Genomic DNA, 26,787 nt, shown 5'->3' with positions numbered 1-26,787 from the left:
ATTATAGAAAAAGAGCAGTTGAAAAAAGTTGATGTTTTATTTATTGGCGATGTAGATAACGTAAAAAATCAGTACTATTTAAAAAAAATTCAGCCGTTATGTCGGCACTCAGACATCGTCCCGCAGGTAGCAAAATTTTCGACATTTAAAACGATTCAAAGAACACGGTATGCTAAAAAAATCATGGAAAAGTATGCCAGAGAATATCATACTGTTTTCTTCGCGAATTTTCATGTCCCGCTTATACACCATATTTTATCCTGTATCACTTTTTCTGAAATAAAAACCTTTGATGATGGTACAAATAATATCAATCAGAAAAGTATAATGTATGAAAATAAGAATATAAGCGCCACATCGAAGTTAATACGAAAGCTGATGGGGCGTAAATATCATAAAGATGAAATATTAAAGTTAGACGCAAAACATTATACTCTATTTCCTAATAGAACCAACATAATTGAAAAGACCGAAGGAATTATATTGGTACACCATAACGGTCTTCCTGATACGAATAATGGCTTTAAAAAAGTATTATTGGGAACAGTATATACTGATGCGTTAAAAAATAAAGAAGATGAGTGTGTTTTTCTTCAGCATCTTCAGCGGCTTATTAAAAAAGAAGCGGTTGATATATATATTCCTCACCCTCGATATGACTCTCATCAGTTTAATGGTGTATTGAATGTTAGCTCTGAAATGATAGCCGAGGACATTATTTTAGAATATCTGGAGCAAGGGATATCATTAGAGATATATGGATTTAATAGCACAGTTCAGTATAACCTAAATAATATCTCAACTATCAAAAACTATAAAATAACCAGCCCTTTTCTAAAAGATAGCTTTAATCATGGACTGGGGTTCGATTTTAATCAGGTCTCAGTATAAATATAGTGTTGATTGGGTTTGTTCTTACAGAATTTTAAAAGTGAAGGAAGCCGAATAACATGAGTGTCAGCAAATGGTGACTTCATTGAAAATAGCATTTATAGGCGAAGCGGTATCTGGTTTTGGAGGGATGGAAACCGTTATTAGCAACGTTATCCATACGTTTGAAAATAGCTCTCCGAAAATCAACTGTGAAATGTTTTTCTTTTGTCGTAATGACAAAATGGATAAAGCATGGCTAAAAGCGATTAAATATGCGCAATCATTCTCAAATATAAAATTAAGTTTTCTTCGTCGAGCTAAGCATGTTTATAATTTTAGTCCGTGGCTGAAAGAAACGTCACCGGATATTGTGATATGTATTGATGTCATCTCATGTCTTTATGCCAATAAAGCACGAAAGAAAAGTGGTAAACAGTTTACTATTTTCTCGTGGCCGCATTTTTCGCTCGACCATAAAAAACATGCAGAATGTATAACGTACGCAGATTATCATCTGGCCATCAGTAGTGGTATTAAAGAACAGATGATGGCACGGGGTATCTCAGCGCAAAATATTAGCGTCGTTTATAATCCTGTCTCTATTAAAACAATCATTGTGCCGTCGCCTGAGCGCGATAAACCCGCTGTATTTCTCTATGTAGGGCGTCTTAAATTTGAAGGACAGAAAAGAGTTAAAGATTTATTTGATGGCTTAGCTCGTACGACAGGGGAATGGCAGCTACATATTATTGGTGATGGCTCAGATTTTGAAAAGTGCCAGGCCTATAGTCGGGAGCTTGGTATTGAGCAGCGTGTGATCTGGTATGGTTGGCAAAGCGCGCCGTGGCAAGTCGTACAGCAAAAAATAAAAAATGTCACCGCGTTACTACTTACCTCTGCGTTTGAGGGATTTCCTATGACCCTGCTGGAAGCAATGTCATATGGAATTCCGTGTATTAGTTCTGATTGTATGTCTGGTCCGCGCGATATGATTAAACCCGGTTTGAATGGTGAGCTTTACACCCCGGGGGCTATAGATGATTTTGTAGGACACCTTAATTGTGTTATTTCTGGTGAAGTAAAATATCAGCATGATATTATTCCCGGCACGATTGAGAGATTTTACGATGTGCTATATTTTAAAAATTTTAATAATGCAATATTCTCGAAATTACAAAAGTGATCACTATGAGCAGAAAATATTTTGAAGAAGAAGTCATTCAACAGACTTTAGATTATAACTATGCACAACATAGTGATGCTGATAAATTTAATATAGCTTATGGGATTGATAAAAACTTTCTTTTTGGCTGTGGTGTCTCTATTGCATCGGTTCTCCTTGCTAACCCAGAGAAGGCGTTAGCTTTCCATGTTTTTACCGATTTCTTTGACTCTGAAGACCAGCAGCGATTTGAGGCATTAGCAAAACAGTACGCTACGCAGATTGTTGTTTACCTAATCGACTGTGAGCGCTTAAAATCGCTACCCAGTACCAAAAACTGGACCTATGCAACATACTTTAGATTCATTATCGCCGATTATTTTTCAGATAAAACAGATAGAGTACTTTATCTGGATGCTGATATTGCATGTAAGGGGAGTATTCAGGAGCTTATTGATCTTAACTTCGCTGAAAATGAGATTGCGGCTGTCGTTGCTGAAGGCGAGTTGGAATGGTGGACTAAGCGCTCGGTTAGCCTGGCAACGCCTGGGCTGGTTTCTGGCTATTTTAATGCCGGTTTTATTTTAATTAACATACCTCTTTGGACCGCAGAAAATATCTCTAAGAAAGCGATTGAAATGCTAAAAGATCCGGAGGTAGTACAGCGCATAACGCACCTTGATCAGGATGTATTAAATATATTGTTAGTGAATAAAGCACGTTTTGTTGATAAAAAATTTAATACACAATTTAGTCTTAACTATGAATTAAAAGATTCAGTTATTAATCCAGTTGATGCTGAGACTGTATTTGTTCATTATATCGGACCAACGAAGCCCTGGCATAGTTGGGGGGCTTATCCTGTGTCACAATATTTTTTACAGGCTAAGAGCAACTCACCATGGTCTCATTGTGCACTTTTAAATCCAGTCACTAGTCATCAGTTACGTTATGCGGCAAAGCATATGTTTAATCAGAAGCATTATACTTCGGGTATAAATTATTATATAGCCTACTTTAAACGTAAACTTCTTGAATAAAACCCATAGGTGATGTAATGGATTCATTTCCTGAGATAGAAATAGCTGAATATAAAGTTTTTGATGAAAGTAATAATAATAATGATGATAACGTATTAAACATTTCTTATGGTGTTGATGAAAACTATCTTGATGGTGTGGGGGTATCAATTGCTTCAGTTGTATTAAATAATAATATCCCGCTCGCTTTCCATATTATTTGTGATTCATACTCCCCGTGTTTTGTAAAATATATAGAGCGTTTAGCCGTACAGCATCACATAAAAATTTCTCTTTATCTTATTAAAGTAGAAAGCCTTGAGGTATTGCCTCAAACTAAAGTATGGTCGAGAGCAATGTATTTTCGTTTATTTGCTTTCGATTATCTCAGCAAGAAGGTAAACACATTACTTTATTTGGATGCCGATGTTGTATGCAAAGGATCTTTGCAAGATCTTTTACAGCTTGATCTGACAGAGAAGATCGCTGCGGTCGTAAAAGATGTTGATTCCATCCAGAATAAGGTAAATGAGAGATTAAGAGCATTTAATTTACAAGGTGGTTATTTTAACTCCGGCGTGGTTTTTGTTAACCTGAAATTATGGAAAGAGAATGCCTTAACTGAAAAGGCATTTTTACTTCTGGCAGGTAAAGAGGCTGACTCTTTTAAATATCCCGATCAGGATGTTTTGAATATTCTCCTACAGGATAAAGTCATTTTTCTTCCGCGACCGTATAATACCATTTATACTATCAAAAGTGAGTTGAAAGATAAGTCACATAAAAAATATAGCAATATAATTAATGATAATACTATTTTAATTCATTATACGGGCGCTACAAAACCATGGCATGCCTGGGCAAATTATCCTTCAGTTATCTATTATAAAAATGCACGACTGAATTCGCCCTGGAAAGATTTTCCCGCAAAAGATGCGCGTACCATAGTTGAATTTAAGAAGCGATATAAACATCTTCTCGTGCAAGGTCATTACTTTAAAGGCCTTCTGGCTGGAAGCGCATATCTTTATCGTAAAATTTTCCACAAATAATTTCCTTCCCTAAATCTCCATTATGATTATTGAAAAAAAGGTTAAAAACTATACCGTCTTTGTCAAAAAAGACGGTGAAAAATACATTGAGATATTCAAAGATTTTCTATCTTATAATCATCAGATTATTAAAGTCTTCCGTAATATAGAAGATACAAAAGTTGTATTGATTAATACAGACTACGGAAAATATATTCTCAAAGTATTTAGTCCAAAAGTAAAAAATACTGAACGATTTTTCAAATCGTTAGTAAAAGGAGATTACTACGAAAAGCTTTTTCATCAGACAGATCGTGTGCGGCGTGAAGGGTTTGCGACGCTTAATGATTTTTACCTGCTGGCGGAAATTAAAACATTACGCTATGTAAAAACATACGTGATGATAATTGAGTATATTGAAGGTATTGAACTTGTTGATATGCCAGAAATTTCTGACGAGGTGAGAGGGAAAATCAAACAGTCGATATATTCCCTGCATCAGCATGGTATGGTTTCGGGCGATCCCCATAAAGGTAACTTTATCCTGCAAGGAAATGAGATCAGAATTATCGATTTGTCCGGAAAAAGACCTTCCAGGCAACGAAAAGCAAAGGATCGTATTGATTTAGAAAGACATTATGGTATCAAAAATAATGTGAGAGATATCGGATTTTACTTATTGATTTATAAGAAAAAACTTCGAAATTTCCTTCGTCGTATTAAGGGTAAGGAAAAGCGCTGACCAATGTAGCACGTTTGGTTTAATTTAAGGGGCTGACTGACTTTTATTTGCTGCAGCGTTATGACATACTTGAGAGAATTTGAGATGTAATATTAGTTATTGAATATAACATTTATTTATAGGTTGCATGATAAACATACGAGTTTTTTATGGGTAGCGTTAATTTCATAACTCACGCCGATGTTCTGCAACTTATTGCGAAAAGAACGGCTGAAGATTGTATTATTTTTCTTTCTGGTCCTACGTCCAGAAAGACGCCGCTGTCCTTGTTACGAATGAAAGATGTCATTGCAGTCAATGGTTCTGTTCAATATTTGCTAAACAATAACGTCAAGCCATTTTTGTACCTTCTGACGGATGTTCGCTTCCTTCATCGCCGGCGCGAAGATTTTTATAACTTTAGCCGTAACAGTCAGTTTACTATCGTCAATCTTGATGTGTACGAACAGGCTTCAGTAGATGATCAAAAATATATTGAAGAAAACTGTTTAATTATTCGCTCCTTTTATCGCCGAGAAAAAGGGGGCTTTTTAAAGAAAATTAAATTTAATATCCTCAAGCGGGTTCATAAAGCATTACTTATTTCAGTTCCTCTTTCGAAAAGAGGACGACTGGCTGGATTTTGCAAGGATATCAGCATCGGCTATTGCTCTTGCCATACTATTGCTTATACCGCTATTCAGGTTGCCTATTCCCTCAAGTATGGCCGTATTATATGTTCTGGGCTTGACTTAACAGGGAGTTGCCCACGTTTCTATGACGAATCTACCAGCCCTATGCCATCTGAGCTTAGTAAAGACCTGTTTAAAATACTGCCATTTTTTACTTTTATGAGAAAAAATGTGAGTGATTTAAATATCTTTAATTTATCAGATGATACTGCAATTCATTACGATATTATTCCATATATTACAGCCTCGGAACTTGAGGATGAAATATATTACGATAAAATTGTCTAGACACTAGATAAATCATTATTTTGCGTTGCTTTGGCACGAATTTCTTTTTCTATAACATTTCTTTTTCTATAAAGTTAACTATTCTGGATTATAGCTATTATGATTAAAAAAATCATATTTACTGTTACTCCTATATTTTCAATTCCTCCTCGTGGTGCGGCTGCGGTAGAAACCTGGATTTACCAGGTTGCAAAACGACTATCAATACCGAGTGCTATTACTTGTATAAAGAATGCTGGCTATCCTGAATATAATAAAATAAACGATAACTGTGATATTCATTACATTGGGTTTAGTAAAGTTTATAAGCGTCTTTTTCAGAAATGGACTCGTCTCGACCCACTACCCTATTCCCAGCGCGTCCTTAATATTAGAGATAAAGTGACTACCCAGGAAGATAGCGTCATTGTTATTCATAATAGTATGAAACTGTATCGGCAGATCAGAGAGCGCAATCCGAATGCAAAACTGGTTATGCACATGCATAACGCATTTGAACCAGAACTTCCTGATAACGATGCAAAAATTATCGTGCCCAGTCAGTTTCTTAAAGCGTTTTATGAAGAAAGATTGCCTGCCGCTGCTGTTAGTATTGTTCCTAATGGTTTTTGTGCTGAGACTTATAAAAGAAACCCACAAGATAATCTTCGTCAGCAATTAAATATTGCGGAAGATGCCACCGTTCTCTTATATGCCGGGAGAATTTCGCCTGATAAAGGCATCCTGTTGCTTTTGCAGGCGTTCAAAAAATTACGTACCTTAAGAAGTAATATTAAACTTGTCGTTGTTGGCGACCCTTATGCAAGCCGCAAGGGTGAAAAAGCAGAGTATCAAAAGAAAGTACTGGACGCCGCAAAAGAGATTGGAACGGATTGTATTATGGCTGGGGGGCAATCTCCCGACCAGATGCATAACTTCTATCATATAGCCGATTTGGTTATTGTGCCGTCTCAGGTTGAAGAGGCATTTTGCATGGTGGCTGTAGAAGCGATGGCAGCAGGAAAAGCGGTTCTTGCCAGCAAAAAAGGGGGGATTAGCGAATTTGTGTTAGATGGCATAACGGGCTATCACCTCGCAGAACCTATGTCGAGCGACAGTATAATTAATGATATTAACCGTGCGCTTGCTGATAAGGAACGCCACCAGATTGCCGAAAAAGCAAAATCCCTGGTGTTTTCAAAATACAGTTGGGAAAATGTAGCGCAGCGTTTCGAGGAACAAATGAAAAGCTGGTTTGATAAGTGATTGAGTCCTGATGATGGAAAACGCGCTGATACCGTAATAAGTATCAGCGCGTTTTTTTATCTATTTCTTAGCGCCAGCAGAAAACCAGTAATGATACCAATTTGAGCAATATCGACCTGTTCAAAATTACCACGAACGATATAAAAACCAATGAAAGATAAAAATAGCAAAAGATGAGCATTGTAGGGGCTTATCTCTACTTTCCTGAAGGTAGAGCTGGCTGTTTCCCTGATGATAGCGCCGTATAAATAGACCAGGCTCGCCAGACCCAATATGCCAGCACTAAACCAGATGTACAGGATGGTATTATGCGGACCGATGGATTCTTTAAAGGTCCACGTTGGATAATCGACAACGCGTTTATTATAAACACTATCATACACATCATTACCATAGCCGTAGCCCTTGATCGGGTTTTCCTGAATCAGTATCCACGCGGTACCCTGGGTTCCATTAGTATAACGATATGAGCTATCTGTCTGCTGTAATTTATACAGTAAATGTTCTGGGTCTGGTTTGTTATTATGTTGAGTGATAACCAAAGCGCCGATAATGGCTAATAAAATGGCACCAACTCCTATTAACTTCCATTGGCGGTTCAGTATTGCCCACAGAACACCTACTATGAGCACCGCCAACCATGCCCCTCGCGATAGGGTTCCCAGGATAAAGAAAAGGTAGATAGCGCTAAGCACCAAAAAAACCAACTTAATTGCATTTTTTCTAAACAGCCAAATATTCAATAATGCTGGAAATAAGAAAACCATGGAATCGGACATATGTCGATGCGCATAGCTTATGAATGGCATAATCCCTTTATTATAGTCCTCGATATACAGAATACTCTCTGCAAGGCAGCGAAGCCCTAAACTTGTTAAAAAGGAGAAAAGTACTATTTTCGCAACCGTTTCTTTTGTTTCATCTTTTAATAGTACGGGAATTAATAAAGTATATAATAAGAAACCCTCCAGTACCGTATTTTCAAATTCCTTGAAACTTCCTTTCATATCTGGCGATATGAGTATGGAATAAACAAGGATTAATGATAATACTGCTACGCTATAAAATAGGCTATTTTTGAAAAGAGGGGGGAAACTTTTCGGTGAGCGTGAGACCTGATAAATCGCGGTGATAATCATAAGTATGATTATCAAATGTTTATAACGCGTAATACCATCCAGAAAATACGTGGCAACAAAAAGAAAAACCAGCGCTTTATTCCAGATCGGCTTCCATTTCTCTTTATTTAACGTTAATGATGTGGTTAGCATCTTTTCTCCACAATAGGTTTGGGATGAGACAGAGTCTCTTTAATGAATCTTTCCAAATACGCTTGTGGCATCTAAATTCGCCAGGTTCTGTTCTGGTGAGCAGCATGCCATTTGGTTCTTCCCATAACCTCCAATTAACCCAGGGTCCGTTGGGCCATATAGCGTAATATTCGGTCTGTCGAGCGCGGCGGTGAGATGGCTCAGGCCGGTATCAACCGATACGACAAATTTTGCGCCAGCCAGCACTCTGGCGACCTCCTCCAGGCTCATACGCGGTAACACATCCACATAGTCAAAGCCTTCGGCCAGTCGTTTAGCCCGGGCCTCCTCATGAGGCGCGCCCCAGGGAAGTTTTATCCGTAATCCGGTGTTGCCCACCAGGCCGATAAGCTCGCGCCAGTTTGCTTCCGGCCAGTGTTTATCATCGCGGGTCGTGGCATGTAAAAACACCGCATACGGATCGCTAACCGCCTGCTGGCAATGCAGAAAATGTTTTGCGATGGCATAATCGCCCTGCGACTGCGGTTTATCGTATCCCAGACTTTTGGCGAACAGTTCGCGCGTCCGTTCAACCGCATGTTGTTGCTTTGCGATATGGTGTTTACGGTTATAAAACAGGCTGGCCAGCGGTTCGCGGGCGGTACTCCAGTCCATACCGTGCTTTATCCCATGCGCCAGACGCGTCACCAGCGCCGCGCTTTTCACCAGCCCCTGCGCATCAATCACAGCGTCGTATTGGTATGCGCATACCGCCCGATGAAAGGCTGTGCGTTCCGCTTTGATGGGCGCGGAAAACCAGGCCTTGCGCCAACGGCGAATAGCGACGGGAATCACGCGATCGACAGCACTGTGCCAGGACGGAATTTGCGCAAACCCTTCTTCGACAACCCAATCAAATTGAATCCCCGGAATCGCCTGTTGCGCGTCGGTAAGCGCAGGCAGGGTATGTAATACGTCGCCCATCGATGATGTTTTAACGATCAAAACCCGCATTAAACGCCCTCTTCCGACAACAGCGAATGAAGCTCTTCCTGAACCCGCTGCGGCGTGATATCGATCAGGCTCTGGTGATAGCCTTGCGCCGTATCGCCTTTACGCACTTTGTGATAACCCGTAATAAGACGAATCACCCGGGCCTTATGAGACAGCGGCGGCGTGAAATCCGGGCTACTTGGGCCATACAAGGCGACCAGCGGGCGGTCGAGCGCCGCCGCGACGTGCATTAGCCCGGAATCGTTGGTGACGATGGCTTTACAGGCGGCTATCAGAATGACGGCCTGTTCCAGCTGGGTTTCCCCCGCCAGGTTGCGACACCATGCCTGCTGCTCGCTATTCAGCGCCGCCAGGATCTCATTTCCGGCTTCATGGTCTTTTGCCGAGCCAAACAGTACGACCTGATACCCTTCGTTAATGAGCTGTTTTGCCAGTTCGGCGTAGTGATAGTGCGGCCAACGTTTTGCCGGGCCAAATTCCGCGCCGGGGCAAAAGCCAATCAGAGGACGTTCAGAAGATAGCGAAAAATCGCTGCACATCAGCGACTTTTCACCCTCGCTAACCTGGAGCTGTGGCCAGAGTAGCGGCTGCGGCAGATCTTTCGCCGTGCGCATCACGCCCTTGTCATAGGCCAGCGCCACGTAGCGCTCCACCATCAGCGGCCAGGCGTCTTTATCAAGGACGCGCGCATCGTTCAGCAGGCCATAGCGCATTTCGCCGCGCCAGCCGGTACGGTGCGGGATATTGGCAAAGAAAGGAATCAGCGCCGATTTAAACGAATTTGGCAGCACCCAGGCGCGATCGTAGCGCTTCTCACGCAGGCTATGGCCCAATCTACGGCGCTCGCCGATTTCCAGCGCGCCGTGGCCCAGCGGCATGGGTATCGCCTCGTTAACTTCCGGCATACGCGATAACAACGGACGGCACCAGGCTGGCGCCATCACGTCGATTATCGCCTGGGGATAGCGCGCTTTAAGCGTGCGATAGAGACTTTGCGACATCATCATGTCGCCCACCCAGGACGGGCCAATGACCAAAATTTTCATACTTACGCGTCGCGGTTCAGCCAGGCCATATACTCCGTGACGCCTTCGGCGACGGTCTTAAAGGGTTTGTCGTAGCCCGCGTTGCGCAGATTGGTTAAATCCGCCTGCGTAAACGCCTGATAGCGACCTTTCAGCTTATCCGGGAACGGAATGTATTCAATGCTACCTTTTTTATGGTATGCCAGCGTCGCGTCGGCGACGGCCTGGAAAGATTCCGCACGGCCTGTGCCCAGGTTAAAGATGCCGGACTTGCCGCTTTCCAGGAACCACAGGTTAACGGCGGCCACATCGCCCACGTAAACGAAGTCGCGCTTGAAGTTTTCGCTGCCTTCAAACAGTTTCGGACTTTCGCCGTTGTTTAACTGTGTATTCAGATGAAAAGCCACGCTTGCCATGCTGCCTTTATGGCCTTCACGTGGTCCATAGACGTTGAAATAGCGGAAACCGACAATCTGCGAGTTCGCTTCTGGCAGGATCTGGCGCACATATTCATCAAACAGAAATTTAGAATAGCCGTAAACGTTAAGCGGTTTTTCGTATTCGCGCGATTCGATGAAGTCAGACGTGCGACCGCCATAGGTGGCGGCAGAAGAGGCGTAAAGGAACGGGATTTCGCGCTCAAGACAATAGTGCAGTAGCTCTTTGGAGTATTGATAGTTATTATCCATCATATACTTGCCGTCCCACTCGGTGGTGGAAGAGCAGGCACCTTCATGGAAAACAGCTTCGATATCGCCGAGCTCTTCTCCGGACATAATCTGGATCAGGAAATCTTCCTTATCCATATAGTCAGCAATGTTCAGATCCACCAGGTTTACAAACTTGGTGCCGTCTTTCAGGTTATCCACCACCAGAATATCGGTGATACCTTTATCATTCAGGGCTTTAACGATATTGCTGCCGATAAAGCCCGCGCCGCCGGTAACGATGATCATAACTGTAACCTTTGAATTATGGTGTCAGAGACTGTCTCAGACATGAATGCTCTTATCATAACACTATTCATCCATTCACTGATAACCCGTGAGGATACGCGTGATTTATGCTGCATTTTAAAGAAGTGATGACGCGTCATCTCGTATCAACGTATCGCTTTGGGTAATATGTGCTGAAATTTGCCCAGTCTGGAGAATCGCAATGCGTGGGGATTTTTACAAACAGTTAACCAACGATCTGGAAACCGCCCGGGCGGAAGGATTGTTTAAAGAAGAGCGCATTATTACGTCTGCGCAGCAGGCGGATATCACCGTGGCGGATGGAAGCCACGTTATTAACTTTTGCGCCAATAACTATCTCGGGCTGGCGAATCACCCTGAGCTGATTAATGCCGCAAAAGCGGGAATGGACAGCCACGGTTTCGGTATGGCGTCCGTGCGTTTTATCTGCGGCACCCAGGACAGCCACAAAGCGCTGGAGCAAAAGCTGGCAAGCTTCCTCGGCATGGAAGATGCGATTCTGTATTCCTCCTGTTTCGACGCTAACGGCGGCTTGTTTGAGACGTTGCTGGGCGCGGAAGACGCCATTATCTCCGACGCGCTGAACCACGCGTCTATCATTGACGGCGTGCGTTTGTGTAAAGCGAAGCGCTATCGCTATGCCAACAACGATATGGCTGAGCTGGAAGCGCGGCTGAAAGAGGCGCGTGAAGCCGGCGCGCGTCATGTCCTGATCGCCACCGACGGGGTGTTCTCAATGGATGGCGTCATCGCCAATCTGAAAGGCGTCTGTGATCTGGCCGATAAATACGATGCGCTGGTGATGGTTGATGATTCTCACGCGGTAGGCTTTGTCGGCGAAAACGGTCGCGGTTCCCATGAATACTGCGACGTAATGGGCCGCGTAGATATTATTACCGGTACGCTGGGCAAAGCGTTAGGCGGCGCATCCGGCGGCTATACCGCGGCGCGTAAAGAGGTCGTTGAGTGGTTGCGTCAGCGTTCCCGCCCATATCTGTTCTCCAACTCCCTGGCGCCGGCGATCGTGGCGGCTTCTATTAAAGTGTTAGAGATGGTGGAAGCGGGCGCAGAACTGCGCGATCGCTTGTGGGCGAACGCCCGGCAGTTCCGTGAGCAGATGTCTGCCGCGGGATTTACGCTGGCAGGCGCGGATCACGCCATCATCCCGGTAATGCTGGGAGATGCGGTTGTCGCGCAGAAATTTGCCCGCGAACTGCAAAAAGAGGGCATTTACGTTACCGGTTTCTTCTATCCGGTCGTACCAAAAGGTCAGGCGCGTATTCGTACCCAGATGTCTGCGGCGCATACGCCTGAGCAAATTACGCGTGCGGTAGACGCGTTCACGCGTATTGGTAAACAACTGGGCGTGATTGCCTGAGGATGTAAGATGAAAGCGTTATCCAAACTGAAAGCGGAAGAGGGCATCTGGATGACCGACGTTCCGGAACCGGAAGTCGGCCATAACGATTTGCTGATTAAAATCCGTAAAACAGCCATCTGCGGCACTGACGTTCACATCTATAACTGGGATGACTGGTCGCAAAAAACCATCCCGGTTCCGATGGTCGTGGGGCATGAATATGTCGGCGAAGTGGTCGGCATCGGTCAGGAAGTGAAAGGCTTTAAAATCGGCGATCGCGTCTCCGGCGAAGGTCATATCACCTGCGGTCATTGCCGCAACTGCCGCGGCGGTCGTACTCACCTGTGTCGCAACACCACTGGCGTGGGCGTCAACCGTCCCGGCTGCTTCGCGGAATACCTGGTCATCCCGGCGTTCAATGCGTTTAAAATCCCGGATAACATTTCTGATGATTTAGCCTCTATTTTCGACCCGTTTGGTAATGCGGTGCATACGGCGCTGTCTTTCGATCTGGTCGGCGAAGATGTACTGGTATCGGGGGCGGGGCCAATCGGCGTAATGGCCGCCGCGGTGGCGAAACATGTCGGCGCGCGTCATGTGGTGATTACTGACGTCAATGAATACCGTCTGGAGCTGGCGCGTAAAATGGGCGTCACCCGCGCGGTCAACGTCGCGAAAGAGAGCCTGAACGACGTCATGGCGGAGCTGGGAATGACCGAAGGGTTCGATGTGGGTCTGGAGATGTCCGGCGCGCCGCCGGCGTTTCGTACCATGCTGGACACCATGAATCACGGCGGTCGTATTGCGATGCTGGGGATTCCGCCATCAGATATGTCTATCGACTGGACAAAAGTTATCTTTAAGGGCTTGTTCATTAAAGGTATTTATGGTCGTGAGATGTTCGAAACGTGGTACAAAATGGCGGCGCTGATCCAGTCCGGTCTGGATCTGTCACCGATTATCACCCATCGTTTCTCTATTGATGATTTCCAGAAAGGTTTTGACGCCATGCGTTCAGGCCAGTCAGGAAAAGTTATTTTGAGCTGGGATTAATATGTATAGAGACCCGATAATTTTATCGGGTCTGATATACGTTTCATCGTAAAAGGTTGGTGTCATTCGCCAACCTTTTTTGTTAGGGAAAATCTGGAAAGCCGTAAAGAATTGTCATAGACATCAAGCATTCGTAATTGCGCTTTACTCTTATTTTACTCGCTAACGTCACGCTCTACTCTGAGTTTTGTGCTTGCTTTTTACTGTAAAAATTAATTATGGCGACTTAATAGTTTCTTAATAGAGCCACAGTATAAAGGCAGGGTAAATTAAGGTTTTTCTGGTAATCGTTATGAAAAATAGTAAAACCAAAGTGAGTATCATTGTCCCGTTATATAATGCGGGAGCGGATTTTAATGCTTGCATGGCGTCGTTAATCGCGCAAACGTGGTCGGCGCTGGAAATTATTATTGTGAATGATGGATCGACAGATCATTCCGTTGAGATAGCAAAACATTACGCGGAACATTACCCGCATGTTCGACTGCTTCATCAGGCCAATGCTGGCGCATCTGTCGCCCGTAATCTTGGCCTGCAAGCGGCGACCGGCGATTACGTCGCCTTTGTCGATGCGGATGACCTGGTCTACCCGAAGATGTATGAAACGCTGATGACCATGGCGCTTAACGATGATCTGGACGTTGCGCAGTGTAATGCGGACTGGTGCGTCCGAAAAACCGGGCACGCCTGGCAATCTATTCCGACCGATCGTCTGCGTTCCACCGGGGTATTAAGCGGACCGGATTGGTTGCGTATGGCGCTGGCCTCGCGGCGCTGGACGCATGTTGTTTGGATGGGCGTGTATCGACGTGCGTTAATTACCGATAACAATATTACTTTCGTTCCCGGACTACATCATCAGGACATATTATGGTCGACGGAAGTTATGTTTAATGCCACGCGCGTACGTTATACCGAACAATCATTATATAAATATTTCCTGCATGATAATTCGGTAAGCCGTTTGCAAAGACAAGGCAATAAAAATCTTAATTATCAGCGGCATTATATTAAAATTACGCGATTATTAGAAAAGCTCAATCGTGATTATGCCCGTCGTATTCCGATTTACCCGGAATTTCGCCAGCAAATTACCTGGGAAGCGTTACGCGTTTGTCATGCGGTGCGTAAAGAACCTGATATTTTGACCCGCCAGCGTATGATTGCCGAAATTTTTACTTCTGGCATGTATAGACGGATGATGGCTAACGTCCGCAGCGCGAAAGCGGCTTATCAGACGCTACTCTGGTCTTTCCGGCTGTGGCAATGGCGCGACAAAACTTTGTCGCACCGTCGTATGGCCCGTAAGGCGCTCAATCTGTCTTAGCGCTCACGTTTTTAGGCGCGGCGATTTTCCCCCAGCCTTGCCACTGGTGCTGAAACCAGACAACCACGGAACTTTGCGTAATGCTCTCGCCGATGACGCTGAAAAAGCGCGTAGCGTAGACCGGTTGCAGCGGTTTTTTCGGCTTGCACATCTTCACGCCGCGAAAGGGATTGCGCGGCGCGTCAATTTTCTGCGGCGTCAAACCAGGTCGGGACGTATCTACCTGCGGTTCGTTGAGCAGGCTGCCTGGACGTACCAGGGTGATATCCGCCGGCAGGCGATAAACCATCTGTTGCAGCACGCGAACCGTTGCGGGATGCGGATGACCAATCGCGATAGCGGAACCGTTGCGACGGGCCAGTTCGATAGCGCGATTAAACTGACGGCGGATATCCGCCTCGTTTTGCGTATCGTCGAGGAACACTTTGCGCTTGATCACTTTCACACCCGTACCGGATGCCGCGCGCATCGCCTGGCTATTGCCAATCGTCATGCTGTCGAGAAAATAGAGATTGTAATGTTCCAGCGCCTGCATCACTTTTTGCATACCGAACAGGCTGGAAGTCATTGCGCTGCCCATGTGGTTATTAAGCCCGACGGCATACGGCACGTTGTTTACCGCCTCGCGGATAATGCGCTCGATCTCATCGCTGCTCATATCTGGTCGCAGCGTATCCTTCTCCAGCGGCTGTTTGCTTAGCGGCGCCATCGGCAGATGGATTAACACCTCATGCCCGCTATTGTGCGCTTTAGTTGCCATTTCGCGCGCGTGCGGCGCGTTGGGCAGCACGGCGACGGAGATGTTTGGCGGCAGCGCCAGAACCTGGTTTTCCGTGTGCGGGCGATAGCCAAAATCATCAATCACGATGGCGAGCTTGCCAGCGAAAACGGGATGTGCAAACGCCAGCAAAGTGGCCAGCGTGAGAATGGAGCGACGAAACTGAGGCAAAACTTATCTTCCCAACCACGGCTGTGGATTGACGGCCTGACCCTGGCGACGAATTTCGAAATAAAGCGAGGGTCTGCCCTGACCGCCGCTACTGCCCACAAGGGCGATAGGTTGTCCGGCGCGCACCTGCGCGCCTACGCTGACCAGCGCGCTCTGGTTATAGCCGTAAAGGCTCATATCGCCTTTACCATGCTCCACGACCACCACCAGGCCATAGCCTTGCAGCCAGTCCGCCAGAATCACCCTGCCGTCGGCGATGGCTTTGACTTCGGTGCCTTCCGACGCGCCGATCACCATCCCCTTCCAACGTAGCTCACCCTGCAGCCGTTCGCCATAGCGATGCAATATCGGGCCGCGTACCGGCCAGTATGCCTGACCGCGAGGCGCGCCCAGACCGCCGGTGCGGGACATTAGCGAACGCTCGCTTTCCGTCGGCTTATAGGTGCTACCTTTACGCGAGGCTTCCTGCTGCTTATCGCGTACCGCCTGCGCTTCGCGGGCTTCACGCTCCGCTCGCGCTTTGGCCGCCGCTTCCGCCCGCGCGATACTGTTGCGTAGGCGTGATTCGTTGGCGCGTAGTTCGCTTAACTGTTGCTGGCCTTGCTGAATAGACGACTCCAGTCCGGCAAGCGTTTTCTTACGTTCATTACGCGCCTGCTCCAGCTTCGCCTGCTGGGCGCGTTGTTCATACAGCAACGTTTGTTGTTGGCTTTGCTTCTCTTCCAGCTCGGCTTTTTGCGTGGCGACCTGTTCGCGAGTCTGTTTCAGTTCGGCGATAGTCTCCTGGCGCGCCTGGTTCAGATAGCCGAAGTAGGCCTGCAGGCGTTGCCCACGCTGGCTTTCTTCTCCGCTAAGAATAAGCTGAATGCCGGTGTGTTCGCCCTGGCGGAAAGCGGCGTCCAACTGCGCGGCGAGATTACGCTCTTGGCTGGCTTTTTGCTGCTCCAGTTTGGCAATTGAGGCGTTCATCTCATCAATTTGCGCGTTTAACTGATCCAGAGTGCTTTGCGTTTCGCGCAGCTTACGCGCTGCGGCCGAGATGGCCTCTTCCTGGGCTTTCAGTTGTGCCAGGAGGCTGGCGCGCTGTTGCTGCTGCTGGCGTACGTCGCGTTCTTTCGCGGCGATATCGGCCTGAATAGATTTGAGTTGATCACGGTCATCTGCGTGGGCGGAAAAGGCGCACAACAATACGCCAGCGCTAAGTACGCTGGCGTAGAACAAAGGCCTGACTGAAAACGTTCTTGGTTTCACGGCCTGTTGAATGGTGTTAATCGCCTTTCCCCTCATGGGGAGGGATTATTCCACGATGAACAGCGGCTTACCAGTCATCTCTTGCGGGATTTCCATCCCCATCAGCGACAGCATGGTAGGCGCAATGTCTGAAAGTTTGCCGCCTTCGACCGCCTTCACGTTTTTCTCGCCGACATAAATCAGCGGCACCGGCAGGTTGGTGTGGGCGGTATGCGCCTGACCGGTCGCCGGATCGCGCATCTGCTCCGCGTTGCCGTGGTCCGCGGTAATCAACAGTTGTCCACCAACGGACTCAACCGCTTTTGTTACCTGGTCAATGCAGTTATCCAACGCTTCCACCGCTTTGATGGCGGCTTCCATCACGCCGGTATGACCGACCATATCGCCGTTTGGATAGTTACAAATGATGGTGTCGTACTTACCGCTTTCGATCGCCGCGACCAATTTTTCAGTCAATTCTGCAGAGCTCATTTCCGGTTGCAGGTCATAAGTGGCCACTTTCGGTGAGTTGATCAGAATGCGCTCTTCGCCAGCAAACGGTTCTTCTACGCCGCCGTTAAAGAAAAAGGTTACGTGCGCATATTTTTCCGTTTCGGAAATACGCAGCTGAGTTTTGTCGTTTTTCGCCATCCATTCGCCAAAGGTATTCGCCAGCGACGCTGGTGGGTAGGCAACGGCAGTTTTGATGTCGGCGGCGTATTCGGTCAGCATCACAAAGTTCAGATTAACCACTTTCTTACGCGCAAAGCCGTCGAAATCAGCGTTAACGAAAGCGCGGGTAATTTCGCGCGCGCGGTCAGCGCGGAAGTTCATGAAAATCAGCGTATCGCCGTCTTCCATCGCCGCATCAGCCTGGCCCTCGGCGCGGATAACGGTCGCTTTGACAAACTCATCGTTTTCATCACGAGCGTAAGCGGCCTGCAGGCCAGCCACAGCGGTATCCGCCTGGAATTCGCCCTGCGCCAGGGTCATCAGATCATACGCTTTTTCCACGCGATCCCAACGGTTGTCGCGGTCCATAGCGTAGTAACGACCGACGATAGACGCCACGCGGCCTTTGCCCAGCGCGGCGAATTTGTCTTCGAATTTTTTCAGCGAGGCTTCAGCGCTGCGCGGCGGCGTATCGCGACCGTCGAGGAAGGCGTGCAGATAGATTTTTTCTGCGCCGCGCTCTGCGGCCAGTTCTACCATCGCCATAATGTGATCTTCGTGGCTGTGGACGCCGCCCGCGGACAGCAGACCCATAATATGAACCGCTTTACCGGCGTTTTTCGCCTGGTCTACCGCATTGGTCAGGACTGAGTTAGCAAAGAAAGTACGTTCTTTAATTTCAACGTCCAGACGCGTCAGGTCCTGATAAACGATGCGGCCTGCGCCCAGGTTAACGTGGCCCACTTCGGAGTTGCCCATCTGGCGGTCAGGCAGACCCACTTCCAGACCGGATGCGTCGATCAGGGTATGCGGACGTTTTGCCCACAGAGCATCCATCACCGGGGTTTTGGCGTTTAAGATAGCGTTATCCTGCTGTTCTTCACGGTAGCCGTAGCCATCCAGAATCACCAGTACCATAGGTTTTTTAGAAACCGACATTGCGACAACCTCATACTCAATAGACAAAATAATTGCGTAATTTTACTACAGCTGAATCGATAAAATAGCCTCAGAAGATCAAAGAAAGGGATCGCGCTGGCGTGAGAAGGCAAGTAATAGCGTGATTTTTTTTCGTAGCGCCCCGCAAAAATGCATTCCAGTGCACGCTCTGGCTGTATTTGCGCCACTGCGCAGGTATACTCCTTTCCTGGTTTTTTAATCACTACGTCGGGAGTTGTTACCCCCCATGCAAGAAATTATGCAATTTGTTGGCCGTCATCCCATACTGAGTATCGCCTGGATTGCGTTACTGGTGGCGGTTTTATTTACCACGTTCAAAGGTCTGACTTCAAAAGTTAAGGTGATTACACGCGGCGAAGCCACGCGCCTTATCAACAAAGAGGACGCCGTTGTTGTGGATTTACGTCAACGTGATGATTTCCGTAAAGGCCATATCGCTGGCGCGACCAATTTGCTGCCGAGCGAAATCAAAGCCAACAATGTTGGCGAACTGGAAAAGCACAAAGACAAGCCGATTATCGTGGTCGACGGTTCTGGTATGCAGTGCCAGGAATCCGCTAACGCGCTGACAAAAGCCGGCTTTGAAAAGGTCTTTGTGTTGAAAGAAGGCGTAGCAGGCTGGAGCGGCGAGAATCTGCCTCTGGTGCGCGGTAAGTGATTACCCGTCGTTTTCATGACGTAAGGGGAATGACTTGCCCTTGCGTCGACATGAAATCCATCGGGTAAAAAACAGGAGCGAAGTCATGGCCAATATTGAAATCTACACCAAAGCAACCTGCCCGTTTTGCCATCGTGCAAAGGCGCTGTTAAACAGCAAGGGCGTGAGTTTCCAGGAAATTGCGATTGACGGCGACGCCGTGAAGCGTGAAGAGATGATCAAACGTAGTGGCCGAACGACGGTTCCGCAAATTTTTATTGATGCACAGCACATTGGCGGTTGTGACGACTTGTATGCGCTGGATGCGCGTGGTGGACTGGATCCGCTGTTGCGTTAAGGCGTACTCAAGTATTTAAGGACAACACTAAAGGGTTTTACACATGTCAGAACAAAATAACACTGAAATGGCTTTCCAGATCCAACGTATCTATACCAAGGATGTTTCTTTCGAAGCGCCAAACGCACCGCATGTTTTCCAGAAAGATTGGCAGCCAGAGGTTAAACTGGATCTTGATACGGCATCTTCCCAACTGGCGGATGATGTTTATGAAGTTGTGCTGCGTGTTACCGTAACGGCTTCCCTGGGGGAAGAAACCGCGTTCCTGTGCGAAGTTCAGCAGGCCGGTATTTTCTCCATCAGCGGTATTGAAGGTACTCAGATGGCGCATTGCCTGGGCGCATACTGCCCGAACATTCTGTTCCCGTATGCTCGCGAGTGCATCACCAGCCTGGTTTCACGCGGTACGTTCCCGCAACTGAACCTTGCGCCGGTCAACTTTGATGCGCTGTTCATGAACTATTTGCAGCAGCAGGCTGGCGAAGGTACTGAAGAACATCAGGATGCCTGATGAACCAAAGTAATGCGTCAATGACAGTCATCGGTGCCGGCTCGTACGGCACCGCTCTTGCCATCACTCTGGCGAGAAACGGCCACCAGGTTGTCCTGTGGGGCCACGACCCAAAACATATCGCGACCCTGGAGCACGATCGCTGCAACGTCGCGTTCCTTCCCGATGTGCCTTTTCCCGATACGTTACACCTGGAAAGCGACTTAGCAACCGCGCTGGCGGCCAGTCGTAACATTCTGGTGGTGGTGCCAAGCCATGTTTTCAGCGACGTGCTGCGGCAGATTAAACCGCTGATGCGTCCGGATGCGCGTCTGGTATGGGCGACCAAAGGCCTGGAAGCGGAAACGGGGCGCCTGTTGCAGGATGTCGCTCGCGAGGCGTTAGGCGATCAAATCCCGCTGGCGGTGATTTCCGGTCCGACGTTCGCTAAAGAGCTGGCGGCGGGTTTGCCGACGGCAATCTCGCTGGCCTCAACCGATGAGACCTTTGCCGACGATCTCCAGCAACTGTTGCACTGCGGAAAAAGTTTTCGCGTCTATATCAATGCGGATTTTATCGGCGTGCAGCTTGGCGGCGCGGTGAAAAACGTGATTGCGATTGGCGCGGGGATGTCTGACGGCATCGGCTTCGGCGCGAACGCCCGCACGGCGCTAATCACGCGTGGACTGACCGAAATGTCGCGGCTTGGCGCAGCGCTTGGCGCCGATCCCGCCACCTTTATGGGGATGGCGGGCTTAGGCGATCTGGTGCTGACCTGTACCGACAACCAGTCGCGCAACCGTCGTTTTGGCATGATGCTTGGCCAGGGCATGGACGTTAAAGGCGCGCAGGATAAGATTGGCCAGGTGGTCGAAGGCTATCGCAATACGAAAGAAGTTCGTGAATTGGCGCACCGTTTTGGTGTTGAAATGCCAATAACCGAGGAAATTTATCAAGTATTGTATTGCGGAAAAAACGCGCGCGAGGCAGCATTAACGTTATTAGGTCGCGCCCGCAAGGAAGAGCTGAGTCGCCACTAGCCGTAAGGAACTGTTTGCATAAACGACCCAACCCGCACAGAACGGGTTGGTCGTTTTCTGCCCGTCTGGAGTAAGCCATGCCGTGTGAAGAACTGGAAATCGTCTGGAAGAATATTAAAGCTGAAGCCCGCGCTTTAGCTGACTGTGAGCCTATGTTGGCCAGTTTTTATCACGCCACTCTACTCAAGCATGAAAATCTGGGCAGTGCGCTGAGCTATATGCTGGCAAATAAACTGGCTTCGCCCATCATGCCCGCTATCGCTATCCGTGAAGTAGTTGAAGAAGCCTATGCCGCCGACCCGGAAATGATCGCGTCGGCAGCCTGCGATATTCAGGCCGTGCGCACTCGCGATCCGGCGGTGGATAAATACTCCACGCCGTTGTTATATCTGAAAGGCTTTCATGCGCTACAGGCCTACCGCATTGGTCACTGGTTGTGGAATAAAGGTCGCCGCGCGCTGGCTATCTTCCTGCAAAATCAGGTTTCGGTCTCGTTTCAGGTGGATATTCACCCGGCAGCGAAAATTGGCCGCGGGATTATGCTCGACCATGCCACCGGTATTGTGGTGGGGGAGACGGCGGTTATTGAAGATGATGTGTCGATTCTGCAATCCGTCACCCTGGGCGGTACCGGGAAAACGAGCGGCGATCGCCATCCTAAAATCCGCGAAGGCGTGATGATTGGCGCGGGCGCGAAAATTCTCGGCAATATCGAGGTGGGGCGCGGCGCGAAAATTGGCGCAGGTTCCGTTGTTTTACAGCCTGTCCCGCCGCACACTACCGCCGCAGGCGTTCCGGCGCGTATTGTCGGCAAGCCGGGCAGCGATAAGCCGTCGATGGATATGGACCAGCATTTCAACGGGCTACACCATACGTTTGAGTATGGCGACGGCATCTGATTTCGAGCTATCTTACTTGCCATATTGAACCTGGGCTATGCTCGTCATCCTCTCGTATTGCGTGTACGCTCAGGTAGACAAGCGCAGTCCGTGTCCAATCTGGCTGCGCCGATAACGCTCGAAACGAATATTATCAATATTAATGTAGGCCGGATAAGGCGTCAGCCGCCATCCGGCACAAATCAACTGCGCAATACCGCGCCGGGGTATCCTAACTGGCGCCACGCTTCATACACCACCACCGACACCGCATTCGACAGGTTCATGCTACGGCTATCCGGCATCATCGGAATGCGAATCTTCTGCTCTTTAGGCAACGCATCGAGAATGCTGGCGGGCAGGCCGCGCGTTTCCGGGCCAAACATCAAATAATCGCCATCCTGATAGCTTACGGCGCTATGGGCGGGCGTGCCCTTTGTCGTCAACGCAAACAGGCGCTGCGGATTTTCAGCGGCGACAAAGGCGGCATAATCGTGATGGCGCTGAACCGCGGCGAATTCGTGATAGTCCAGCCCTGCGCGGCGTAAGCGCTTATCATCCCAGGTAAACCCCATCGGTTCGATGATGTGCAGACGAAAGCCGGTATTGGCGCAAAGACGAATGATGTTGCCGGTATTCGGCGGGATTTCTGGTTCGAAGAGTACGATGTTAAGCATGATGCCCCCTTAAATGCGGGGGCAGAATAGCAGAAATTTACCGGGCTCTCACGCGCCAGGCGTTCAGGCGGCATCGCCTTTGCTCATTGGCGCCAGCGCGGCGGGCAAACTTCTCCCCAGTTCCTGCACCAGTGAATCGCCACTGATTTCACTAATGGATTTCGCGCCGGTCAGGGTCATGGCGACTTTCATCTCTTTCTCGATCAGGTCCAGCAGGTTGGCGACACCCGCTTTTCCTGCCGTCGCCAGCGCGTAGAGATAGGCCCGACCCAGCAGTACGGTATCGGCCCCCAACGCAATCATACGCACGACATCCAGCCCGTTACGAATCCCGCTATCCGCCAGAATGGCGATATCACCTTTCACCGCATCGGCAATGGCGGGCAGGGCGCGGGCGGAAGAGAGCACGCCATCGAGCTGGCGGCCGCCGTGATTCGACACCACAATACCGTCAGCGCCGAAACGTACCGCATCGCGGGCATCTTCTGGATCGAGGATCCCTTTGATCACCATTGGGCCGTCCCAGAATTCGCGTATCCACTCCAGATCTTTCCAGGAGATGGACGGATCGAAGTTATTTGCCAGCCAGCCGATATAGTCCTCAAGGCCGGTCGGTTTACCCAGATAGGCGGAAATATTGCCTAAATCATGCGGGCGACCGTTCAGGCCGACATCCCACGCCCATTTAGGGTGCATCACCGCCTGCCAGTAACGGCGCATGGCCGCGTTTGGGCCGCTCATCCCGGAGTGGGCGTCACGGTAGCGCGCGCCCGGCGTCGGCATATCCACGGTAAAGACCAGCGTGGAGCAGCCCGCCGCTTTCGCTCGTTCAAGCGCGTTGCGCATAAAACCACGATCGCGTAATACGTAGAGCTGAAACCACATGGGGCGTTTAAGCGTGGGGGCGACTTCTTCAATCGGACAGACGGAGACGGTGGAAAGGGTGAACGGAATGCCCTTTGCGTCTGCGGCGGCGGCGGCCTGTACTTCGCCGCGACGGGCGTACATGCCGCACAGACCGACCGGCGCTAATGCCACCGGCATCGACAACGTTTCGTTAAACAGGGTCGTTTCCAGGCTTAAATCGGACATATTTTTCAGCACGCGCTGGCGCAGAGCGACCTGCGACAGGTCTTCCACATTTCGGCGCAGGGTATATTCCGCATACGCGCCGCCGTCGATGTAGTGGAAGAGGAAAGGAGGCAGTGTGCGCTGAGCTGCGGCGCGATAATCGCTGGCTGCTGAAATAATCATGATTTATTCTCCCTGGTCATCTCATTATGGTCGCCGGGCAGGCGGGTAATACGCGCCTGGCGGGCCTGGTCTTCATCAAATCGTTTAATCGTGGTGTGGACAAAACTGAGGTGCGCCATCATCGCTTTACGCGCGCCGTCGGCGTTACCGTCCAGAATGGCGTCCATCACCGCCTGGTGTTGTTCCGTCAGCTTTGAGAATACGGGCGGAACGAGATACATACGCTGGCGACTCTGTTTGACGGAGGATTGCAGGACATCGAAGAAACCGCGCATGGTTTGCAACAGCACCACATTGTGCGAGGCTTCCGCGATCGCCAGATGAAAGCGCACGTCGGCTTGGGAGGCGAGATCCGGGTCTTCGCTGAGCGTCGCATCAAAGCAGAGTCTGATCTTCTCTTTGTCGGCGCTGGTGGCCCGCATGGCGGCGTGCCAGGCCGTACTGGCTTCAATGGCGTGGCGGGCTTCCAGAATGTCGAAGCTGTAATCAGGATCGTCCGCCAGCAGGGTTTTCAGCGGCTGAACGATATTCTGTTCAGACCAGGTTTCGTGTTGCCAGCGGACAAATGTCCCGCCGCCGCGACGACTCACCAGCACGCCTTCACTGACCAGCTTCGCCAGCGCTTCGCGTAAAGAGTTGCGTGATACGCCAAGCTGTAGAGCCAACTGGCGCTCGGCGGGCAATTTCATGCCCGCTTCCAGGTTTTGTTCTTCAATCAGCGCCCGCACGCGAGAGGCAATCTCGTCTGACAGGCGTTTTGGCATCACAATCACGGAATCATCCAGGTTAAAACATAGGCCTGAAGCGTAGTGATCACGCCCACCATACAGGTGAAGATCAGGCTGTGTTTGACGGTAAAACGGAACAGATCGGACTCTTTCCCTACCAGCCCCACCGCCGCGCAGGCGATGGCGATAGATTGCGGCGAGATCATCTTGCCGGTCACGCCGCCGGTGGTATTTGCCGCCACCATCAGCACATCCGAAACGCCGATTTGCTGCGCCGCGGTAGCCTGTAGAGAGGCAAACAGCGCGTTAGATGAGGTATCCGAGCCGGTCAGGAATACCCCCAGCCAGCCGAGGAACGGCGAGAAGAACGTGAAGGCGCTGCCGGTGTGCGCCAGCGCTAACGCCAGCGTGGAGGAAAGCCCGGAATAGTTCGAGATAAACGCGAACGCCAGCACCATGCCGATGGAGTAAATCGGCAACGCCAGCTCTTTCAGCGTGCTGCCGAAGGTCTGGATTGCGGCTGAGGGTTTCATTTTCAGCCAGACGATAGACAACAGCGCGGCAAACAGGATCGCTGTGCCGGTGGCGGAGAACCAGTCAAATTTATACACCGCCGCGTAAGCGGTCGCTTCGTGTACGACCGGCGGCATACGGGCGACCAGTTTATCGAGATACGGTACCGGAACGTTAATTACCCAGTCATACAGCGCGCCGCCGGGGGCAAACAGCGCTTTGAACGGCGGTATGCTCCAGAGAGTGACCGTGGCGGTCAGGAACAGGAACGGCGACCAGGCGCGAACAATTTGTCCTGTCGTATAACGGGTACGGGCCAGCGTCTGATCGACCTGCGACGCGCCCATATCGCCGAAGCGGAAGATGCGTACCGGCTGCCAACGTTTGAGGAACAGCGTCAGACACACCAGAGACACCAGAGAAGAGATAATGTCCGGCAGTTCCGGCCCGATAAAGTTGGAGCTGAGATACTGGGCGATAGCAAATGAACCGCCAGAGACCATTACCGCAGGCCAGGTTTCTTTCACGCCGCGCCAGCCGTCCATAATCGCCATAATCCAGAACAGCACGATAATGGTCAGGAATGGCAACTGGCGGCCTACCATCTGACCGATTTCAAAGCTGTCCAGGCCCGTGACCTGTCCGGCAACCAGAATCGGAATACCCATCGCGCCAAAGGCGACCGGCGCGGTATTTACAATCAGACACAGCCCTGCCGCATACAGCGGATTAAAGCCCAGACCCACCAGCAGCGCGGCGGTTATCGCCACCGGCGCGCCGAAACCCGCCGCGCCTTCAAGAAACGCGCCGAAGCAGAAGCCGACAATCAGCATTTGCAGACGTTGATCGGGGGTAATCGACAGAATTGACGAGCGGATAATGTCAAACTGCCCGGTCTTTACCGAAATTTTATAGACGAAGACCGCGGCGATGATTATCCAGGCAATCGGCCATAGCCCATAGAAGAAGCCATACACGACTGATGCCAGCGCGTGATCGACCGGCATTTTATAGAACAGCAGCGCGACGGCGAGCGCGATAACCACCGTCCACGAAGCGGCAACGTAGCCTTTCAGCTTGAGTTTAATCAGGGCGAAAAAGAAGAACAGGATTGGGAGCGATGCGATCAGGCTGGAAAGCCAGATATTACCCGCCGGGTCATAGTTTTGTTGCCAGAGGTTCATTGCAGGTCTCCTGAGAACCACACGCATAATGGGATGAATCTTTGCTCATCTCGTTGGGGTCACATTATGTGTAAAAGTGGTCCTGCCAATATTGTTGTGTATGGATAATGACAATGAATAGTTAAACAGATGTTATTTATTGGCAACGATATTGTAGGGGTAATTTAATGAAATGTGAAC

General features: G+C 49.1%; 26 protein-coding genes. 15 read left to right on the top strand and 11 right to left on the bottom strand.

The genetic code is table 11. The annotated features are described in order from the left end of the window. Positions 1-18 precede the first annotated feature (18 nt). The 7 genes from ACLJPE_RS16465 (at position 19) to ACLJPE_RS16435 (ending at position 7,031) form a co-directional block, all read left to right on the top strand. Positions 19-891, top strand: coding sequence for a glycosyltransferase family 52 (locus ACLJPE_RS16465; RefSeq protein WP_254893368.1), 873 nt, complete (start codon positions 19-21; stop codon positions 889-891). Between the two features lie 85 nt (positions 892-976). Continuing rightward, entirely contained in the window at positions 977-2,056 is a 1,080-nt protein-coding gene (gene waaB, locus ACLJPE_RS16460) for a lipopolysaccharide 1,6-galactosyltransferase (protein ID WP_039513599.1), read from the top strand. Between the two features lie 5 nt (positions 2,057-2,061). Further along, positions 2,062-3,075 (top strand): lipopolysaccharide 3-alpha-galactosyltransferase, encoded by a 1,014-nt coding sequence (gene waaO, locus ACLJPE_RS16455; RefSeq protein ID WP_000088482.1) that lies wholly within the window; start codon positions 2,062-2,064, stop codon positions 3,073-3,075. Positions 3,076-3,092: 17 nt separating this feature from the next. Then, positions 3,093-4,106, top strand: a complete 1,014-nt coding sequence (gene rfaJ / locus ACLJPE_RS16450; protein ID WP_001608820.1) for a lipopolysaccharide 1,2-glucosyltransferase RfaJ — start codon at positions 3,093-3,095, stop codon at positions 4,104-4,106. 22 nt (positions 4,107-4,128) lie between these two features. Beyond that, positions 4,129-4,827, top strand: coding sequence for a lipopolysaccharide core heptose(II) kinase RfaY (gene rfaY / locus ACLJPE_RS16445; protein ID WP_000582813.1), 699 nt, complete (start codon positions 4,129-4,131; stop codon positions 4,825-4,827). 149 nt (positions 4,828-4,976) lie between these two features. After that, a complete protein-coding gene (gene waaZ, locus ACLJPE_RS16440) occupies positions 4,977-5,786 on the top strand; it encodes a 3-deoxy-D-manno-oct-2-ulosonate III transferase WaaZ (RefSeq protein ID WP_000536017.1) in 810 nt (269 codons plus the stop codon). A gap of 99 nt (positions 5,787-5,885) precedes the next feature. After that, positions 5,886-7,031: a lipopolysaccharide N-acetylglucosaminyltransferase gene (locus ACLJPE_RS16435; protein ID WP_039513499.1), complete on the top strand. Its 1,146-nt coding sequence runs from the start codon at positions 5,886-5,888 to the stop codon at positions 7,029-7,031. A 56-nt stretch (positions 7,032-7,087) separates the two neighbouring features. On the opposite strand, the gene rfaL is transcribed toward ACLJPE_RS16435, so the two are convergent. Genes rfaL through rfaD form a run of 4 tightly spaced genes read right to left on the bottom strand, consistent with a single transcriptional unit; the run spans position 7,088 to position 11,276 of the window. Next, on the bottom strand, positions 7,088-8,302 hold the full coding sequence (gene rfaL, locus ACLJPE_RS16430) for an O-antigen ligase RfaL (RefSeq protein WP_023212615.1): 1,215 nt from the start codon (positions 8,300-8,302) through the stop codon (positions 7,088-7,090). A 39-nt stretch (positions 8,303-8,341) separates the two neighbouring features. Continuing rightward, positions 8,342-9,295, bottom strand: coding sequence for a lipopolysaccharide heptosyltransferase RfaC (rfaC, locus tag ACLJPE_RS16425; protein WP_001264614.1), 954 nt, complete (start codon positions 9,293-9,295; stop codon positions 8,342-8,344). After that, positions 9,295-10,341 (bottom strand): ADP-heptose--LPS heptosyltransferase RfaF, encoded by a 1,047-nt coding sequence (rfaF, locus tag ACLJPE_RS16420; protein ID WP_000699198.1) that lies wholly within the window; start codon positions 10,339-10,341, stop codon positions 9,295-9,297. Before rfaF ends, rfaC begins: the two co-directional genes overlap by 1 nt. A 2-nt stretch (positions 10,342-10,343) precedes the next feature. Further along, entirely contained in the window at positions 10,344-11,276 is a 933-nt protein-coding gene (gene rfaD / locus ACLJPE_RS16415) for an ADP-glyceromanno-heptose 6-epimerase (protein ID WP_000587780.1), read from the bottom strand. A 202-nt stretch (positions 11,277-11,478) separates the two neighbouring features. On the opposite strand from rfaD, the gene kbl reads away from it, so the two are divergent. The 3 genes from kbl (at position 11,479) to ACLJPE_RS16400 (ending at position 15,037) form a co-directional block, all read left to right on the top strand. Continuing rightward, positions 11,479-12,675: a glycine C-acetyltransferase gene (gene kbl / locus ACLJPE_RS16410; protein ID WP_001213790.1), complete on the top strand. Its 1,197-nt coding sequence runs from the start codon at positions 11,479-11,481 to the stop codon at positions 12,673-12,675. Positions 12,676-12,684: 9 nt separating this feature from the next. Beyond that, positions 12,685-13,710 (top strand): L-threonine 3-dehydrogenase, encoded by a 1,026-nt coding sequence (gene tdh / locus ACLJPE_RS16405; protein ID WP_000645990.1) that lies wholly within the window; start codon positions 12,685-12,687, stop codon positions 13,708-13,710. A 292-nt stretch (positions 13,711-14,002) separates the two neighbouring features. After that, complete coding sequence (locus ACLJPE_RS16400; RefSeq protein WP_000798200.1) at positions 14,003-15,037, top strand: glycosyltransferase; 1,035 nt, start codon at positions 14,003-14,005, stop codon at positions 15,035-15,037. Here the strand turns inward: ACLJPE_RS16400 and ACLJPE_RS16395 are convergent. Genes ACLJPE_RS16395 through gpmM form a run of 3 tightly spaced genes read right to left on the bottom strand, consistent with a single transcriptional unit; the run spans position 15,024 to position 18,827 of the window. Continuing rightward, positions 15,024-15,986, bottom strand: coding sequence for a divergent polysaccharide deacetylase family protein (locus ACLJPE_RS16395; protein ID WP_001135514.1), 963 nt, complete (start codon positions 15,984-15,986; stop codon positions 15,024-15,026). The two genes, ACLJPE_RS16400 and ACLJPE_RS16395, sit on opposite strands and share 14 nt — an antisense overlap. Before the next feature lie 3 nt (positions 15,987-15,989). Beyond that, entirely contained in the window at positions 15,990-17,249 is a 1,260-nt protein-coding gene (envC, locus tag ACLJPE_RS16390; RefSeq protein ID WP_058814511.1) for a murein hydrolase activator EnvC, read from the bottom strand. Between the two features lie 33 nt (positions 17,250-17,282). Further along, positions 17,283-18,827, bottom strand: coding sequence for a 2,3-bisphosphoglycerate-independent phosphoglycerate mutase (gpmM, locus tag ACLJPE_RS16385; protein WP_000116588.1), 1,545 nt, complete (start codon positions 18,825-18,827; stop codon positions 17,283-17,285). 247 nt (positions 18,828-19,074) lie between these two features. Between gpmM and ACLJPE_RS16380 the strand changes: the two genes are divergently transcribed. From ACLJPE_RS16380 to cysE, 5 genes are all read left to right on the top strand, one after another. After that, positions 19,075-19,506: a rhodanese-like domain-containing protein gene (locus ACLJPE_RS16380; protein ID WP_001156179.1), complete on the top strand. Its 432-nt coding sequence runs from the start codon at positions 19,075-19,077 to the stop codon at positions 19,504-19,506. An 85-nt stretch (positions 19,507-19,591) separates the two neighbouring features. Next, positions 19,592-19,843, top strand: a complete 252-nt coding sequence (gene grxC / locus ACLJPE_RS16375) for a glutaredoxin 3 (protein WP_001273795.1) — start codon at positions 19,592-19,594, stop codon at positions 19,841-19,843. Between the two features lie 43 nt (positions 19,844-19,886). Beyond that, positions 19,887-20,354 carry a protein-export chaperone SecB gene (gene secB / locus ACLJPE_RS16370; protein ID WP_000003370.1) on the top strand — a complete coding sequence of 156 codons (468 nt, stop codon included), beginning with the start codon at positions 19,887-19,889 and terminating at the stop codon, positions 20,352-20,354. Further along, complete coding sequence (gpsA, locus tag ACLJPE_RS16365; RefSeq protein WP_001076596.1) at positions 20,354-21,373, top strand: NAD(P)H-dependent glycerol-3-phosphate dehydrogenase; 1,020 nt, start codon at positions 20,354-20,356, stop codon at positions 21,371-21,373. The genes secB and gpsA overlap by 1 nt, the downstream gene beginning before the upstream one ends. Positions 21,374-21,450: 77 nt before the next feature. Beyond that, entirely contained in the window at positions 21,451-22,272 is an 822-nt protein-coding gene (cysE, locus tag ACLJPE_RS16360) for a serine O-acetyltransferase (RefSeq protein ID WP_001112114.1), read from the top strand. A 182-nt stretch (positions 22,273-22,454) separates the two neighbouring features. Here the strand turns inward: cysE and trmL are convergent, their stop codons facing one another. The 4 genes from trmL to lldP all read right to left on the bottom strand — a co-directional run bounded on the left by trmL (position 22,455) and on the right by lldP (position 26,607). Continuing rightward, positions 22,455-22,928: a tRNA (uridine(34)/cytosine(34)/5-carboxymethylaminomethyluridine(34)-2'-O)-methyltransferase TrmL gene (trmL, locus tag ACLJPE_RS16355; RefSeq protein ID WP_000932335.1), complete on the bottom strand. Its 474-nt coding sequence runs from the start codon at positions 22,926-22,928 to the stop codon at positions 22,455-22,457. Positions 22,929-22,991: 63 nt separating this feature from the next. Continuing rightward, a complete protein-coding gene (lldD, locus tag ACLJPE_RS16350) occupies positions 22,992-24,182 on the bottom strand; it encodes an FMN-dependent L-lactate dehydrogenase LldD (RefSeq protein ID WP_000587001.1) in 1,191 nt (396 codons plus the stop codon). After that, on the bottom strand, positions 24,179-24,955 hold the full coding sequence (gene lldR, locus ACLJPE_RS16345) for a transcriptional regulator LldR (RefSeq protein ID WP_000636700.1): 777 nt from the start codon (positions 24,953-24,955) through the stop codon (positions 24,179-24,181). Before lldR ends, lldD begins: the two co-directional genes overlap by 4 nt. Further along, positions 24,952-26,607 (bottom strand): L-lactate permease, encoded by a 1,656-nt coding sequence (lldP, locus tag ACLJPE_RS16340; protein ID WP_001055308.1) that lies wholly within the window; start codon positions 26,605-26,607, stop codon positions 24,952-24,954. The genes lldR and lldP overlap by 4 nt, the downstream gene beginning before the upstream one ends. Positions 26,608-26,787 lie beyond the last annotated feature (180 nt).

The sequence above is a fragment of the Salmonella sp. SAL04196 genome (assembly GCF_046550835.1).
GTDB classification, from domain to species: Bacteria; Pseudomonadota; Gammaproteobacteria; order Enterobacterales; family Enterobacteriaceae; genus Salmonella; species Salmonella enterica.
Note: the sequence above shows the minus strand (reverse complement) of the source record. Positions and strands in the feature narration are given on the sequence as shown.

What these genes read in the sequence shown, in the direction of transcription:
- rfaF (WP_000699198.1), bottom strand. Translation starts at nt 10,341, where the DNA reads ATGAAAATTTTGGTCATTGGCCCGTCCTGGGTGGGCGACATGATGATG.
- ACLJPE_RS16380 (WP_001156179.1), top strand. Translation starts at nt 19,075, where the DNA reads ATGCAAGAAATTATGCAATTTGTTGGCCGTCATCCCATACTGAGTATC.
- rfaJ (WP_001608820.1), top strand. Translation starts at nt 3,093, where the DNA reads ATGGATTCATTTCCTGAGATAGAAATAGCTGAATATAAAGTTTTTGAT.
- rfaY (WP_000582813.1), top strand. Translation starts at nt 4,129, where the DNA reads ATGATTATTGAAAAAAAGGTTAAAAACTATACCGTCTTTGTCAAAAAA.
- rfaD (WP_000587780.1), bottom strand. Translation starts at nt 11,276, where the DNA reads ATGATCATCGTTACCGGCGGCGCGGGCTTTATCGGCAGCAATATCGTT.
- kbl (WP_001213790.1), top strand. Translation starts at nt 11,479, where the DNA reads ATGCGTGGGGATTTTTACAAACAGTTAACCAACGATCTGGAAACCGCC.
- trmL (WP_000932335.1), bottom strand. Translation starts at nt 22,928, where the DNA reads ATGCTTAACATCGTACTCTTCGAACCAGAAATCCCGCCGAATACCGGC.
- cysE (WP_001112114.1), top strand. Translation starts at nt 21,451, where the DNA reads ATGCCGTGTGAAGAACTGGAAATCGTCTGGAAGAATATTAAAGCTGAA.
- rfaL (WP_023212615.1), bottom strand. Translation starts at nt 8,302, where the DNA reads ATGCTAACCACATCATTAACGTTAAATAAAGAGAAATGGAAGCCGATC.
- waaZ (WP_000536017.1), top strand. Translation starts at nt 4,977, where the DNA reads ATGGGTAGCGTTAATTTCATAACTCACGCCGATGTTCTGCAACTTATT.
- secB (WP_000003370.1), top strand. Translation starts at nt 19,887, where the DNA reads ATGTCAGAACAAAATAACACTGAAATGGCTTTCCAGATCCAACGTATC.
- lldP (WP_001055308.1), bottom strand. Translation starts at nt 26,607, where the DNA reads ATGAACCTCTGGCAACAAAACTATGACCCGGCGGGTAATATCTGGCTT.
- grxC (WP_001273795.1), top strand. Translation starts at nt 19,592, where the DNA reads ATGGCCAATATTGAAATCTACACCAAAGCAACCTGCCCGTTTTGCCAT.
- ACLJPE_RS16435 (WP_039513499.1), top strand. Translation starts at nt 5,886, where the DNA reads ATGATTAAAAAAATCATATTTACTGTTACTCCTATATTTTCAATTCCT.
- gpmM (WP_000116588.1), bottom strand. Translation starts at nt 18,827, where the DNA reads ATGTCGGTTTCTAAAAAACCTATGGTACTGGTGATTCTGGATGGCTAC.
- waaO (WP_000088482.1), top strand. Translation starts at nt 2,062, where the DNA reads ATGAGCAGAAAATATTTTGAAGAAGAAGTCATTCAACAGACTTTAGAT.
- lldD (WP_000587001.1), bottom strand. Translation starts at nt 24,182, where the DNA reads ATGATTATTTCAGCAGCCAGCGATTATCGCGCCGCAGCTCAGCGCACA.
- ACLJPE_RS16400 (WP_000798200.1), top strand. Translation starts at nt 14,003, where the DNA reads ATGAAAAATAGTAAAACCAAAGTGAGTATCATTGTCCCGTTATATAAT.
- tdh (WP_000645990.1), top strand. Translation starts at nt 12,685, where the DNA reads ATGAAAGCGTTATCCAAACTGAAAGCGGAAGAGGGCATCTGGATGACC.
- gpsA (WP_001076596.1), top strand. Translation starts at nt 20,354, where the DNA reads ATGAACCAAAGTAATGCGTCAATGACAGTCATCGGTGCCGGCTCGTAC.
- rfaC (WP_001264614.1), bottom strand. Translation starts at nt 9,295, where the DNA reads ATGCGGGTTTTGATCGTTAAAACATCATCGATGGGCGACGTATTACAT.